Source organism: Vibrio owensii CAIM 1854 = LMG 25443 (genome assembly GCF_000817815.1).
GTDB lineage: Bacteria > Pseudomonadota > Gammaproteobacteria > Enterobacterales > Vibrionaceae > Vibrio > Vibrio owensii.
Genome location: NZ_JPRD01000025.1, coordinates 70312 through 85488, shown reverse-complemented (window position 1 = coordinate 85488; position 15177 = coordinate 70312). Strand labels below are relative to the sequence as shown.

Annotated in this window: 15 protein-coding genes; 11 read left to right on the top strand and 4 right to left on the bottom strand. The window is 44.0% G+C overall.

Annotated elements, in window-relative coordinates; all coding sequences use genetic code 11:
• The first annotated feature begins 12 nt into the window (after positions 1-12).
• Positions 13-1449 (top strand): 16S rRNA (cytosine(1407)-C(5))-methyltransferase RsmF, encoded by a 1437-nt coding sequence (rsmF, locus tag H735_RS15540; protein WP_020197438.1) that lies wholly within the window; start codon positions 13-15, stop codon positions 1447-1449.
• 336 nt (positions 1450-1785) lie between these two features.
• Here the strand turns inward: rsmF and H735_RS15535 are convergent, their stop codons facing one another.
• The gene (locus H735_RS15535) at positions 1786-2622 is read right to left on the bottom strand and encodes a CvfB family protein (RefSeq protein ID WP_005443969.1); all 837 of its coding nucleotides are present in this window, start codon (positions 2620-2622) and stop codon (positions 1786-1788) included.
• 188 nt (positions 2623-2810) lie between these two features.
• Here H735_RS15535 and H735_RS15530 point away from each other — a divergent pair, with 188 nt between their 5' ends.
• Complete coding sequence (locus H735_RS15530; protein WP_005443968.1) at positions 2811-4163, top strand: hypothetical protein; 1353 nt, start codon at positions 2811-2813, stop codon at positions 4161-4163.
• 22 nt (positions 4164-4185) lie between these two features.
• On the opposite strand, the gene H735_RS15525 is transcribed toward H735_RS15530, so the two are convergent.
• On the bottom strand, positions 4186-4677 hold the full coding sequence (locus H735_RS15525) for a DUF4442 domain-containing protein (protein WP_009706137.1): 492 nt from the start codon (positions 4675-4677) through the stop codon (positions 4186-4188).
• 396 nt (positions 4678-5073) lie between these two features.
• Here H735_RS15525 and H735_RS15520 point away from each other — a divergent pair, with 396 nt between their 5' ends.
• Complete coding sequence (locus H735_RS15520; RefSeq protein ID WP_005443964.1) at positions 5074-6126, top strand: 3-deoxy-7-phosphoheptulonate synthase; 1053 nt, start codon at positions 5074-5076, stop codon at positions 6124-6126.
• Between the two features lie 32 nt (positions 6127-6158).
• A complete protein-coding gene (locus H735_RS15515) occupies positions 6159-6641 on the top strand; it encodes a YajQ family cyclic di-GMP-binding protein (protein ID WP_020197439.1) in 483 nt (160 codons plus the stop codon).
• Between the two features lie 136 nt (positions 6642-6777).
• Here the strand turns inward: H735_RS15515 and H735_RS15510 are convergent, their stop codons facing one another.
• Positions 6778-7698: a precorrin-2 dehydrogenase/sirohydrochlorin ferrochelatase family protein gene (locus H735_RS15510; RefSeq protein WP_009706138.1), complete on the bottom strand. Its 921-nt coding sequence runs from the start codon at positions 7696-7698 to the stop codon at positions 6778-6780.
• A gap of 461 nt (positions 7699-8159) precedes the next feature.
• Between H735_RS15510 and H735_RS15505 the strand changes: the two genes are divergently transcribed.
• From H735_RS15505 to H735_RS15475, 7 genes are all read left to right on the top strand, one after another.
• Positions 8160-9188, top strand: a complete 1029-nt coding sequence (locus H735_RS15505) for an amino acid ABC transporter substrate-binding protein (protein WP_020197440.1) — start codon at positions 8160-8162, stop codon at positions 9186-9188.
• Between the two features lie 80 nt (positions 9189-9268).
• Entirely contained in the window at positions 9269-10474 is a 1206-nt protein-coding gene (locus H735_RS15500; RefSeq protein WP_020197441.1) for an amino acid ABC transporter permease, read from the top strand.
• A 1-nt stretch (position 10475) separates the two neighbouring features.
• Positions 10476-11573, top strand: coding sequence for an amino acid ABC transporter permease (locus H735_RS15495; RefSeq protein ID WP_005443946.1), 1098 nt, complete (start codon positions 10476-10478; stop codon positions 11571-11573).
• Positions 11574-11596: 23 nt separating this feature from the next.
• Positions 11597-12346 (top strand): amino acid ABC transporter ATP-binding protein, encoded by a 750-nt coding sequence (locus tag H735_RS15490; RefSeq protein WP_005443945.1) that lies wholly within the window; start codon positions 11597-11599, stop codon positions 12344-12346.
• A gap of 351 nt (positions 12347-12697) precedes the next feature.
• Positions 12698-13360 carry a Bax inhibitor-1/YccA family protein gene (locus H735_RS15485; protein WP_005443944.1) on the top strand — a complete coding sequence of 221 codons (663 nt, stop codon included), beginning with the start codon at positions 12698-12700 and terminating at the stop codon, positions 13358-13360.
• Positions 13361-13593: 233 nt separating this feature from the next.
• Positions 13594-14199, top strand: coding sequence for a hypothetical protein (locus tag H735_RS15480; protein ID WP_020197442.1), 606 nt, complete (start codon positions 13594-13596; stop codon positions 14197-14199).
• A gap of 289 nt (positions 14200-14488) precedes the next feature.
• Entirely contained in the window at positions 14489-14818 is a 330-nt protein-coding gene (locus tag H735_RS15475; RefSeq protein ID WP_005443942.1) for a TusE/DsrC/DsvC family sulfur relay protein, read from the top strand.
• A 45-nt stretch (positions 14819-14863) separates the two neighbouring features.
• Here H735_RS15475 and yccX read toward each other — a convergent pair whose 3' ends face one another.
• The gene (gene yccX, locus H735_RS15470) at positions 14864-15136 is read right to left on the bottom strand and encodes an acylphosphatase (RefSeq protein ID WP_020197443.1); all 273 of its coding nucleotides are present in this window, start codon (positions 15134-15136) and stop codon (positions 14864-14866) included.
• Positions 15137-15177: the final 41 nt, after the last annotated feature.

The window sequence follows — 15177 nt, the reverse complement described above, 5'->3', positions numbered from 1 at the left end:
CGAGATTTCACTTTGCATCCTAACGTTTACATCCCAGAAGCCTTTTTGGAAAAAATCCAAACCATCCTCCCTGCTCACCTCAACATGGAAGACTTTATCGCGTCGTGCCAAAAGCCACTGCGAAAAAGCATTCGTGTTAATACGCTTAAGATCAGCGTTGAAGCGTTTTTAGAGCGCGCAGAAGCAAAAGGCTGGAAGCTTTCTCCTGTACCTTGGTGTGAAACGGGCTTTTGGATTGATGCGGATGAATCGGTTGTACCACTTGGTAACACCGCTGAACACATGTCAGGGCTTTTCTACATCCAAGAAGCCAGCTCAATGATGCCTGTCTCTGCCCTATTCAAGAACGAAGAAGCTTACGACGCGGTGCTCGACACTGCGGCGGCACCAGGCTCAAAAACGACTCAAATCGCTGCGTTGATGAATAACGAAGGCGTTTTGGTTGCAAATGAATACGCGGCAAGCCGAGTAAAAGTACTTCATGCAAACATTGAGCGCTGTGGCGTGCGTAACGCTGCACTAAGCAACTTCGACGGTCGTGTGTTTGGTGGCTGGCTCCCAGAGCAATTTGACGCCGTTCTACTCGATGCGCCGTGTTCTGGTGAAGGTACGGTTCGTAAAGATGAAGATGCAATGAAGAATTGGACGCAAGCGTCCGTTATTGAAATTGCCGATACACAGAAAGACCTGATTGAAAGTGCGTTCCATGCCCTAAAACCAGGTGGCGTGATGATTTACTCAACCTGTACGTTAAGCACTGAAGAGAACCAGCAAGTTTGTCATCATCTAAAAGAAACATTCGGTGACGCTGTTGAATTCGAGAGCTTAAAAGATCTGTTTGAAAATGCAGAAGCTGCGCTAACCGAAGAAGGATTCTTGCACATCTTCCCTCAAGTTTATGACTGTGAAGGCTTCTTCGTCGCTCGAATTCGTAAACTTGCGGTAGTAGAAGCGCCAAAAGTGAAGAAGCGCATGGGTAAATTCCCATTTGCAAAAGCATCAAACAAAGAATCTGCAGAGATCGCTAAGCAGTTGCAAAACGCAATGGATATCAAACTGCCTGAAGACAGCACGGTTTGGATTCGTGATAAAGATGTGTGGCTTTTCCCAGACGCACTAGAGCCGATGATTGGCGAGCTGCGTTTCTCTCGCATGGGCATCAAGATTGCTGAAGCCCATAAAAACGGTTACCGCTGGCAGCACCAAGTTGCGACAGCTCTCGCTACAGGTAATGAGAGTAATGCGATTGAACTAACCATCGAAGAAGCGCGTGAATGGTATATGGGTCGTGATGTTCGCCCTCAAAACCTTCCAGCCGAGATGAAGACAGGTAAAGGCGAAGTTCTTGTGAAGTACGAAGGTGCCATTATCGGCCTTGGTAAATGGGTAAGCAACCGCATCAAAAATGGTCTTCCACGCGAATTAGTGCGAGATAAGAACTTATTTTAGTAGCAAAGTGAAATGCTATAAATAAATGAAAAGCCATCGTATTTACGATGGCTTTTTGGTTCTAAAGCATGATTGGAACTGGGTTCACTAGCGATCCGAGTGCGCTGTACTAAACTGAAGTTATCAAAGCATCGCTTTGAAACGGCATTTCTCTCTATGTTTAACCGACAATATGTGTTGGTCAAAAAGTTTAGCGCAGGCTCTATAAAGGAGCCGTTTCCCCTAGGCCCAAAATAAGGACGAGTTTGGGCCATTTTTTTCGCTGGTACTTTTCAATTCGCGTTCAAATCTTTTCGACTAAGACGCGATCCACCAGCCAAATTGCATCTTTAGTCTTTATTCAGCGAGACGAATTCCGTCTTTCTCAATAACGATTTTGCCTGCTTTGTATAGACCACCGATGGTCTTTTTGAACGTGCCTTTACTCGTGCGAAATGCGTCAAAAATCGCTTCTGGAGAAGATTTATCGTTAAGAGGCAAGAAACCGCCCTTCTTCTCTAGTAGTTCAACGATCTTACTAGATAGGTCATCCATCTTAGCGACACCAACTTTTTGTAGCGCTAAGTCAATCTTACCGTCTTCACGAATTTGCTTAATGTAACCTTTTAGCTTTTTACCGATAAACAGCTTTCCGAATACATCAGATGGGAAGATCATGCCCCAGTGCTCGCCGTTTACAATCGCCTTGTAACCAAGTTGGCTGCGTTCTGCGATGATGAGGTTAACTTCTTCGTTCACTTCATAGTTTGCTGGCGTTTTATCTAGCCACTTATTGAACTTGGTTGTACCTACGATACGGCCAGATGCTTTATCTGTGTATACGTAAACCAGAATGTTTTGACCAGCGGTAAAGCGAGCACGTTGCTCACTAAACGGGATAAGAAGATCTTTTTCTTTAATACCCCAATTAACGAATGCACCAGTGCTGCTAACACCTTCAACTTGCATTAGGCCCCACTCGCCAACTTGAGCGATGGGTTTATCAATGGTCGCAGCTAGCTGACTTTCTGAATCAAAGTAAAGAAATACGTCAATATGATCGCCTACGTTTGTACCCTCTGGTACATATTTATTAGGCAGCATGACAGAGCCGTAATCGTCACCATCCAAAAATACGCCAAAATCAGCCGTTTTAGTGACTTCTAAGCTGTTAATTTGACCAATTTTAATCATTGAGTTTGTCTCTTTTTAAATTTACTGGGAATTATACCCAAACTAACAAGAAAATCAGAGAGAAAAGCAAACCTCTCTGTTATGCTGTGCTGTGCTCGTTCAACAATTTATCCTAGCCCGCCCTTAAGTTATTTCAATGAACGGACGCTTTTGGATATAGGATGCTTTAGCAAAATCAGGAGCTTTCCTTGGTCACTGTCGACAAACAAGACTCGGTAACCTTAAAAATTAGCCATGCATTGGCAAAGAGTAAAACGCTCGACCTTGATATCTATGTTTTCGTACCCGGAGAGTTGGGTTTAAATTCCGACATCATCAGCGAATCCGAGTTCTACTACACTTCAATCACGCAAAAACGTTCTTACTACAGTACAGAGGTGCTTTTGCCTTTGGTGCACAGCCGTCTTGCTAAACGTGGTCGTTTGTCCAATCGCCAGTACCGCGTCAGTTTGAGTTTGTTTGCGTATCAATACGTTATTGCGCTTGATAAAGCCGTAGCTGCGTTAAATAAACATGATAGTGACAGCGTAACAGCGGAAGAAGTGGACGAAGTGATTGAATTGACGCTCGACATCCTGAAGCGTCTACGTCGTTCGATTCCTTACGAAGAAAACCTCAAGCGTTACTACGTTAACATTGATAATTACTTATCTTGGTACACCGAGCAAAAGTTCCTATCCCTTGTCGCTCATCTTCCTCGTGAAGGCGATTACAGTACGATCAAAGAACGCTTGATTACTCTGTGTGAAAAAGAGCAAGCGCACCGTAAGTTGAATAACTACAACTCAGCGAGCGTCGTTGAGGATGTGACACGTCTGTCGAACAAAATGCGCTTATTGAGACGTTTGATTGAGCACCCAATTGTTTTGCGTGAAAAAACGATGTCGATGGGTAACAACATCAAACGTGCGATCAAAGGTATCGCGACGGGTCTTGTGATGGTCGTTGTGACGAGTACCGTTATCCTTGCGCGAGATTACCTAGGTGAGATTTCTGCGTCTTTCATTATTGCGATGTCGTTTATCTATGCGCTACGTGAAATCTTTAAAGACGACTTGCGTGACGCAATGTGGCGTTGGATTCGTAAAGGTAAGCCAAAGTGGCGTAAGAAGTACATGGATCCGACGACGAAGAAAGTCGTTGGCCGTAAGCTGGAATGGTTAGACTATCGTTCGCTTTCAAGTTTGCCGGATCGTATTCAGAACATTCGTAAGAAGCGTGTGGTTCAGCGTGAAGAACAAATCCTGCATTACCATGCTAAGACTGAGATGGCGACGTCGTTGTTCTTGAGTGGTTACGAGCAAACACGTGAGACGCTGAACATTAGTTTGCGCCCTATTATTCGTTTAATGGATAAGAGCTCGAACCGAGTCTATCGTTTGAATGATGGGCAAGTAAGTAAAGAGTCAGTAGAGAAACGCCACCTTCTCAATGTGATTGTCAAAGAAGACAACCACACTGATGAGCCCGTTTATTACCGTTGGAAGGTCGTGCTTAACCGTTCAAAGATCGTCTCTCTTGAGAAAATCGAACTGGTCTAAGTCCACAATATGAATTCTGAAACTAAGCAGCTTGTTTTTTAGCTGCTTTTTTTATGGAAAGCGTAAGAGAAAACTCGGCCATAGGTTCATTACCATTAATGCTCGGACACAAGGCGGTGATCTTCACATCTCGATTGATACGTTCGCCAGTTTCTAATGTCATTCGCAACATTTCATCAATCAATGGACCATCGTGACACACAAAATGCACGTCGCCTTCAGGACGTTTTAGAAACTCAGCTGTCACGCCTTTAAAAGCAAGAGAGATACGCTCTCCCTGCTCTTCTGCTTTACTCATAGCAAGAAAGCCACCAGCGACATCAGCACCAACAGCAAGCGCACCAAAGTACATACTATTGAGATGGTTCTTCGTTCTTCGCTTTAATGGAATTTTAACTTCAACGTGTTGATCATCGATGGCAAGGATCTTTGGTCTACACAACCAGATAAGTGGAACTTTAGAAAAGCCAAAAAGGTTTAAGTAAAGATTTGCACGGCGAACAGCAGATAACATCTTGGTCTCCTTACCAGACTAGTCAGACCAGTTAATCAATGAAGCGCTAAAATGTCAAAGAAATGTTAACGAGAAATCGATCTACGTAGGCAATTTAGCAATCGGTTTCTTTCCTGTAAGGCTTTACGTTGAATATGAAACACCCACCACACCTAGCTCTAACGCTTAAAATGCCAAATTTGCGTGTTACTAAATAGAAAAACTAGTTATAAATTCAAACGACTATGTATTGATCTCTGCCGCCGTTTTTGTCATTTATACATAACTATCATTTATGATAAGCCACAGCATTACATACATTTCGGTATTTACTAGATAAGAATCCCGTGAAACGGTTTATTCCTAACTATAATTCCGTTATCTTTACCGCTTCGCAATAGAGAATAAAGCTATAACATGCCTATTAAAACAGATGAATTGAGAACCCAACCTTTGGGTCCAATGCCGACACCCGCAGAGCTAGGTAGCGTACATCCAATCACTGATGATGTAGCAGACCGTATTGCTCAATCTCGTCGACAAATTGAGAAGATTTTGACTGGTGAGGATGACCGTATCCTTGCTATCGTTGGCCCATGTTCAGTGCACGACACTGAAGCGGCAATTGACTACGCAACTCGTCTTGCGGACATTCAAGATAAGTACAAAGATGAACTGTTCATCGTTATGCGTACTTACTTTGAGAAGCCTCGTACCGTTGTTGGTTGGAAAGGTCTTATCACGGACCCTAACCTAGATGGTTCATACGCACTTGAAGCTGGCCTTCATAAAGCTCGTAAATTGCTACTGGATATCAACAAGCTTGGTCTTGCAACGGCTACTGAGTTTCTTGATATGATCACAGGCCAGTACATTGCTGATCTGATTACGTGGGGCGCGATTGGCGCTCGTACAACAGAGTCACAAATTCACCGTGAAATGGCGTCTGCCCTATCTTGCCCAGTTGGCTTCAAGAACGGTACAAACGGTAACGTGAAAATTGCGATTGATGCGATTCGTGCGTCTAAAGCATCACATTACTTTTACTCGCCAGATAAGAATGGTCGTATGACAGTTTACCGCACAAGTGGTAACCCATATGGTCACATCATTCTTCGTGGTGGTGAGAAAGGTCCAAACTTTGATGAAGCGTCAGTGAAACAAGCGTGTGAAGCGCTTGCAGAATTCGACTTGCCACAACGTTTGATTGTAGACTTCAGCCACGCAAACTGTCAGAAGCAGCACCGCAAGCAAATTGAAGTTGCACAAGACATTTGTGAACAGATTAAATCAGGCAGTACTCGCATTGCGGGTATCATGGCAGAGAGCTTCATTAAAGAAGGCAATCAGCCAATGACTGATATTCACAACCTAACTTACGGCCAGTCGATTACTGACCCATGTCTAGGTTGGGATGATACTGTGACTATGCTAGATATGCTGGCAGAAGCAGTAAAATCCAGTAAGTAATTTCCCTATAACAAGATAATCAAGGAATCTTCATGCCATCGTTTGATATTGTTTCAGAAATCGATACCGTTGAACTACGTAACGCGGTTGATAACGCTAACCGTGAATTGTCTACTCGTTTCGATTTCCGCAATGTGAATGCGAGCTTTGAGCTAGTAGAAGAAAATGTAAAAGTGTCAGCAGAAGGCGAGTTCCAACTTAAGCAAATGCGTGACATCCTACGTAGCCACTTGGCGAAGCGTAACATTGATGCGAACGCTATGGATGCAAAAAATCCAGAAGCGACGGGTAAGAACTGGCACCAAAACGTTGCTTTCCGCCAAGGTATTGATACGCCAACAGCGAAAAAGCTAGTTAAACTAATCAAAGACGCAAAGCTTAAAGTTCAAACGTCTATCCAAGGCGAGAAACTGCGCGTAACGGGTAAGAAGCGTGACGACTTGCAAGCGACGATTGCAACGATCCGTGAAGCAGAGATGGGTATCCCATTTCAGTACAACAACTTCCGTGATTAATTGCGCTCTCCTATTCTCTTAATGAAGAGAACGGGAACAGTGGAATAAAAAACGCCGGCGAAGTGTTCGTCGGCGTTTTTGTATGTCTGTTTTGAACCTCTAACTATTGCAAGAAGCTATGAACGTACGCTTCTTATTAGATTACAAGGTCCTGTCCTTGCAGGAGAGAAAACTCACTTGTTCCTTGGGGGATGAATACACAAACACGAAGTTGCTCTTCTTTGGCCTTTCTAAGCATGTCAGAGAGTTCAGTTGCGCTAGAAAATGCCTCACGTTCCGCATCTCTTCTTACCAGCTCCATTACATCTGCTTCGCATTTGGTTGAGTAAAGAGCCAATTCTGCTTGCTGCATGTATCGTACAGCCTTGATCGGCAGCATCTCTACATCTTTACCCACTTGAATCCAAGTGCAGCTTCCCGTTTCATCCAGAGGCTTTGCCATGGTTTCTTGATAGATGGTTTCAAGCTCACGATTATCTCGCGCGTTTTCTACTTCAGGATGAGAGAAATAGTTCTCCCAAAACTTACGGCGTAGATCGACGCTTGGTAGCGCTTCTTTAATCGAGTTACGTTTTGAATTAGCAAACTCCGCCATCAGTCCCATATTTTGCGGCAGAATCGCTTCTAACTTTTCTCGAATATTACGGATCAGTACAGGAGACGCACCGCCACTCGAGATAGCGATTTGAATACGTCCGCGATTAATCATTGAAGGCGTAATGAAATCACAGTAAGGCTTGTCGTCTACAACGTTGACTAAGATGCCCAACTCTTTTGCGTCTTTATAGACCTGATGATTCAGTTCTGGGTTATCTGTGGTTGCCCACACTTGAATGAAAGACTTTGTGACAAGGTCACTTGAATAAAAACGTTGAATCCAATGCACTTGCTGCTCTTGAGCAAGTTTATCAAGAAAGTCGACAAGACTTGGGGACACAATGGTGATGTCAGCACCAGCCTTAAGTAACGCCTCAACTTTGCGGCTCGCCACTTCACCGCCACCAACAACCAGCACGGGTTTATTCACTAAATCTAAGAACAGAGGAAAATATCGCATTTCAATCCATGATCACTTCAAATAACTATCGAAATTCATGCTACCAAAAATGGGGCAATCACTTCACCTTGTTTCGACTTCACAAATAATATTTGTTCAAATTTTCGGCTTACATAGCCACCCTACACTAATGACACTTTTAATAACAAATTATTATCCTCTTGTTTTAATCCCTCTTTTATCGATTGTTCTGATGCACCAATCTGACAATTAGTTGCACTATTTACAAACAATTAACATTTCGTCATTCTAAATCGCAAGGAACGTTGTGACTTCTCTCCAAAACTCTTTTTAAATTATATATTTGAGAATTAGCAGATCCTTTCCTACGCTTATAACTGATTGATTTGACGATGACCGTTTCTTCTAAAATCAATCACGTAGGACGAAAATACAAACGAACAGGACACGTTGTATCAGGTCGCTCCTGATTTAACATGGATCATACAGGAAGGATACAAATGGCAAATAAACTCACAGTTCTTGCTTCCGTCGTAGCGGCTTCTACTGCCATGATGGCTACTTCAGCTCAAGCAGCAGACACTACTCTGGACAAAGTCACAAAACAAGGCTTTATTACTTGTGGCGTTAGTACCGGTCTACCTGGTTTCTCAAACCCTAACTCAAAAGGTGAATGGGAAGGTATCGACGTAGAATATTGCCAAGCACTGGCTGCAGCCGTTCTTGGGGATAAAACGAAAGTTAAGTATGTACCCCTAACCGCGAAAGAACGATTCACTGCACTACAATCGGGTGAAATCGATGTGCTTTCACGTAACACCACCTGGACACTACACCGTGATACGGCTCTTGGTCTGAACTTTGTCGGCGTGAACTACTACGACGGTCAAGGTTTCATGGTTAAGAAAGACCTTGGTGTTTCAAGTGCAAAACAGCTTGATGGCGCATCAGTATGTGTTCAATCAGGTACAACAACTGAGCTAAACCTTGCAGACTACTTCCGTAACCAAGGCATGGCATACAAACCAGTGGTATTTGATACTGCTGCGCAAACTTCTAAAGGTTTTGATGCTGGCCGCTGTGACGTACTAACCACTGACCAATCTGGTCTGTACGCGCTACGTCTGAATTTGAAAGACCCTTCTTCTGCTACCGTTCTTCCTGAGATCATCTCTAAAGAGCCACTAGGCCCAGTCGTACGTCAAGGTGACGACCAATGGTTCAATATCGCGAAGTGGACTCTATTTGCGATGGTGAACGCAGAAGAGTACGGCATTACCTCTAAGAACGCAGATGAGATGTTGAAATCGAAAGATCCAAACATCAAACGTATTCTTGGTGTGGACGGCCCTAAAGGTAAAGGCCTAGGTATCCGTGACGATTGGGGCTACCAAGTTATCAAGCAAGTCGGTAACTACGGTGAGAGCTTCGAGCGTACCGTTGGTACAGGTTCGCCTTTGAAAATTTCTCGTGGTGTAAACGCGCTATGGAATGCAGGCGGCTTCATGTACGCGCCACCAATCCGCTAATACAACGATTATCACAGGGCGGTTTATGCCGCCCTTTTTCGTGAGTGAATCTATAAATAAGGGTTTGAGGTTATCGCTGTATGAAACCGACGAATGATGCATCGCCAAGTACGATGTCCAAACCAAGCGGAAGTAAGAGCCTGATTTACAATCCAGCCTTTCGCTCCGCTCTTTTCCAGATCATTGCCGTAGCCGCACTGGTATTTTTCTTTTACACAATCATCAACAATGCACTGACCAATCTTGATGCTCGTGGTATCGCAACAGGTTTTGGTTTCCTTAATCAAGAAGCAGGCTTTGGGATCGGCCTGACTCTTATCGAATACGACGAAACGTTCTCTTATGGACGCACCTTTGTCGTTGGCCTTCTTAATACCGCACTGGTTTCTGTGCTTGGTATTATCCTCGCAACCGTTATTGGTTTTGTTATGGGTATCGCGCGTCTCTCCTCCAACTGGCTGGTGAGTCGATTAGCTGCGGTATATATTGAAACGTTCCGAAATATCCCACTACTTCTACAAATCTTTTTTTGGTATTTCGCCGTTCTTCAAGCGCTCCCATCACCAAGACAGAGTATGAGCCTTGGTGAAGCGATCTTTTTGAACGTTCGTGGCTTGTATTTCCCTGCTCCTGTGATGGAAGCAGGAAGCGGCTTGGTTATTGCTGCACTGATCTTTGGCGTCATTGCGACGGTTTTGATCAACGTGTGGGCAAACAATAAGCAGCGTTTAACGGGTCAACAAACGCCAATGGGCCGAATTGCGCTTGGATTAGTTGTTGGGCTTCCTTTGATTGTTTACTTCATCGCAGGTATGCCGATCTCTTTGCAGTACCCAGAGTTAAAAGGCTTTAACTTCCGAGGAGGCATCAGCATCATTCCTGAACTGGCTGCACTTCTATTGGCATTGAGTGTCTATACCGCGTCATTCATTGCTGAGATTGTTCGCTCTGGTATTAACGCTGTGAGTCATGGCCAAACTGAAGCAGCAATGTCGCTTGGTTTACCACGCACAAAAACGCTTAAGCTGGTCGTGATTCCTCAGGCATTACGTATCATCATCCCTCCTCTTACTAGCCAATACCTGAACCTAACCAAGAACTCTTCGCTGGCGATGGCGATTGGTTATCCAGATCTGGTTTCTGTATTTGCTGGTACCACGTTGAACCAGACCGGACAAGCGATTGAAATCATCGCAATGACCATGGGCGTTTACTTGACGTTGAGTTTGATTACTTCTGCGTTGATGAACCTGTACAACCGTAAAGTGGCACTGGTGGAGAGATAATATGAGCACACATCAATTTCAGCCAGATCTCCCGCCGCCAGCAAACACGGTTGGTGTCGTAGGTTGGCTACGCAAAAATCTATTCAATGGCCCAATCAACTCGATTGTGACACTGATTCTTGCTTACATCGTATTCTCAGCACTCTGGAATATCGTTGATTGGGCGTTCATTAATGCTGATTGGGTCGGGACAACAAGAGATGACTGTACACGCGAAGGCGCATGTTGGGTTTTTATCAGCGTGCGTTGGGAGCAGTTCATGTATGGATTCTATCCAGAAGCTGAACTCTGGCGCCCTCGCCTGTTCTACATCACATTGGCGATCTTTACAGTGCTACTCGCTTACGAGAAAACACCAAAACGCATTTGGATTTGGTTGTTCTTCGTAAACATTTACCCTTTCATTATCGCCGCATTGCTTTACGGTGGCGTATTTGGTCTCGAAGTCGTTGAGACACACAAATGGGGTGGTCTATTAGTTACGTTGATCATCGCACTCGTTGGTATCGTGGTTTCACTTCCAATTGGTGTTGCCCTAGCTCTTGGTCGACGCTCAGATATGCCAATTATTCGCAGTATCTGTACCGTTTACATTGAAGTGTGGCGTGGTGTTCCGCTTATTACCGTTCTGTTTATGGCCTCGGTAATGCTGCCTCTGTTCTTGGCTCAAGGCTCAGAAACTGACAAGCTTATCCGTGCGCTAATCGGTGTGGTCATGTTCAGTGCGGCTTATATGGCAGAGGTGGTACGTGGTGGTTTGCAGGCGATTCCTAAAGGCCAGTATGAAGCTGCAGACGCACTCGGCCTTACCTACTGGAAAAAGATGGGACTGATCATTTTGCCTCAGGCGCTGAAGATTACTATCCCTTCTATCGTGAACACGTTTATCGGCCTGTTTAAAGACACCAGTCTTGTGCTTATTATTGGTATGTTTGACGTGCTGGGCATTGGACAAGCTGCGAATACCGACCCAGAGTGGTTAGGTTTCGCAACCGAAAGTTATGTATTTGTCGCGTTAGTGTTTTGGGTATTCTGTTTTGGCATGTCGCGTTACTCGATATGGCTTGAAAACAAATTGCATACCGGTCACAAACGATAACTCACTAAGATCAAGGACGTATTATGACGCAACAACAAGATTATATGATCCAGTTGAAGGACATGAATAAGTGGTATGGTGAGTTTCACGTACTAAAGAACATCAACCTAGACGTAAAGAAAGGCGAGAAAATCGTTATCTGTGGTCCATCTGGCTCAGGTAAATCGACCATGATTCGCTGTATCAACCGTCTCGAAGAACATCAAGCTGGTAGCATCTATGTATCGGGCACTGAACTTACAGAAGACCTGAAAAACATTGAGGCGGTTCGTCGTGAAGTGGGAATGTGTTTTCAGCACTTTAACCTCTTCCCTCATCTAACGGTTTTGGAGAATTGTACGCTTGCCCCTATCTGGGTGAAGAAAATGCCAAAAGAAGAAGCCGAAGCCATCGCAATGCAGTACTTAGAACGCGTTAAGATCCCTGACCAAGCCGACAAGTATCCGGGGCAGCTCTCCGGTGGTCAGCAACAACGTGTGGCGATCGCCCGCTCTCTTTGTATGAGCCCTAAAGTGATGCTATTTGATGAGCCGACATCGGCACTCGACCCTGAGATGGTGCGCGAGGTGCTTGATGTAATGGTCGAACTGGCAGAAGAAGGCATGACCATGTTGTGTGTAACGCACGAAATGGGTTTTGCTAAAGAAGTGGCTGACCGAGTTATCTTTATGGATGCGGGTGAAATCATCGAAGAGAACAACCCTGTCGACTTCTTCGAGAATCCGCAATCGGATCGAACCCAGAACTTCTTAGCTCAAATCCTTCACCATTAAAACTTAGATACATAGCTAAAATTGTAAAGCGCTGACATCAAAATCAGCGCTTTTTGTTTGCTTAACTGGTCGACATTCACTCATGTTACGAAAGTCCAGTTGATTCAAGATGTTGTAAATTCGCGCAATCTTGCAACCTACTTCGTGAGCTGCGCTTCAGAGCTTTGAATAGTAAGCCTTTCTTCGCTATGCAAGGCGGTAATATTGTGTTACAAGTTGCCACATACATAACACATTATTTCTATTATTATTTTGTTCTAGATATACATGTGGCGGGCTTGATTTTTTGAACTATCGGGCCCATATATGTCTATATATTAAAGATAAGACAGTCCCTTATAGAGGAAGATTATGAACAGTCCTATGTTTTCTCGCACTACTACTCAAGAGAGTGCTCTACAAACCAACAAAGTACTGCGTAATACATATGCACTACTTTCTATGACTCTACTATGGTCAGCTCTTGTGGCTGGCGTGTCTATGGCATTTAACCTACCACGTCCAGGTATCATCCTGATGTTGGTTGGTTTCTACGGTCTATTATTCTTGACTGAGAAAAACCGTAACAACAGCATGGGTCTAGTGTTTACATTCTTATTCACAGGCTTCTTGGGTTACACCATCGGTCCAATTCTAAATATGTACATCGGCGCTGGTATGGGCGACGTTGTTCTAACAGCACTAGGCGGTACCGCTCTGTCATTCATGGCAGCTTCTGCTTACGCTCTAACAACTAAGCGCGACCTATCTATGATGGGCGGCCTTATGTTGTCACTATTTGTCGTTCTAGTTGTAGGTATGATTGCGAGCATCTTCATCCAATCAACTATTCTGCATCTAGCACTTAGCAGCTTGTTCATTGTGTTCTCTACCATGGCAATTCTGATGACTACTCAAGGCATCATCCGTGGCGGCGAAACAAACTACATCTCTGCAACGATTACGCTATACGTTTCAATCTACAACATCTTCATCAGCCTACTAAGCATCCTAGGCATCATGAACGACGATTAATTCGTTAGATTGAACTAAAAATCAAAAGCCCGAAGTTCTACTTCGGGCTTTTTTATATCCCTCGCCTGTTACATTATCCCTATCTGCCTCTTTCTATTTGCATCCCCCTCAAGAGACGTTACGTCCAAAACCAAACAATAAGTATAAAACTATGTGCATATTTTGAATTTTCTACTATCGTTGGTTACGGCAACTATCTTATAAAATACAACACAAAAGGAAGAATCAACGTCATGAGATTATCGGCACCAGATAAGCATGAAAGCCGGAGTGATTGGGGCGGCGCTGCTTTGGGACATTCGGCTTATTCTATTTACCAAGCATTACTCAAAGATCAGGCTCACTTTCAAGGGCAAAACATGAAGTACCTTCAGGTTATCAACGACATTAGAGAGTTATATCATCGTGCAACGTTGAGAACGGAAGGTGGCTCTATCGTGTTTAAAGGCGGTCATGTTGAAGTTGAAGATAACAAGATGTTTTATCGCTATTGGCGCTCTATTTTACAACAAGGCCAGGCTCGCGGTGGCTCTAGAACTGGGAAGTCATCCCACCAAAGTGATGACGAACAATTTGAAATCTTATTCCCTAACCGTTGGGGAAATGTACTATTTGGTACAAGAAACGGTGGTACGTGGTTCCAAACTGAAGCGTATGGATTCACCGAATCTGCAAAAACATGGAACGGTATGAAAGACACTATTGGACATGCGAGTACAACAGTCCAATATTATGGTTCTTTTAAAACCAGACAAGTGGGCACGGCTGGCTACTCAAAATATACCGAAGCGTCGCCACTACACTTGATTGCTAACCTAGTTCCTGATGAACCGACATAAACTTAAAAGAGGCTGACGCTAACGGAACACTTGGCGTCAGCCATTCAAATGAAAGAATATTCATGCAAAAACCAAAATACTCACCCCGATAATTTTCTAACAAGATGAATAAATTTACATTTTTGTGAATAATCAAAGTAATCAACCTCTTCTACCGTCACTTTCTTTATCTGGTATTAATTGTGTAAATTTACTTCGCTCAGAAGCCTTCAAAGATTCTTTTGTTGAGTCTAAGCTTCGCTCTACGCTACCCTATACGTATCAATGGTTACTTAGCGGAAACAAAGCTATGTTCGTTTACAACGGCAAAGAAATTGAAACCGACGCTCAAGGCTACCTACTCGACCACACGCAGTGGGAAGAAGGCATGATTGAGCTTCTAGCAAAAGATGAAGAGATCGAGCTTACCGATGCGCACTTAGAAGTGGTTCACTTCGTACGTGACTTTTATGAAGAGTTCAACACCTCACCTGCAGTAAGAATGCTTGTGAAAGCGATGGAAAAGGCGCACGGCCCTGAGAAAGGTAACAGCAAGTACCTGTTCAAACTGTTTAAGAAAGGCCCAGCGAAACAGGCAACCAAATTGGCAGGCCTTCCTAAACCAGCGAAATGTTTGTAAGGCTCTGGTTTAAAAATACCACTTACAAAATTGCAGCTTATAAAGCTATAAGATCTTAAACCCGCGGAAAGGTTTGTAAGACACACTTTCCTGAGTGACACTGTCCACACTCGCTGTCCGCGGTCCTTCTTCTAACCACTTCGAAAACGCTTCAATTTGCTCTTCTGTACCACAGGCAATCACTTCAACATCTCCGTTGTTTAGGTTCTTCGCATAGCCCGTCAAACCGAGCTTCAATCCTTGATGCGATGTGTGGTATCGAAATCCTACCCCTTGTACGTGACCTACTATCAGAAACTTCTCACACTTTAGTACCATCCGTATACCGCTCCCTATATTTGAGTGATATATTAATTGCG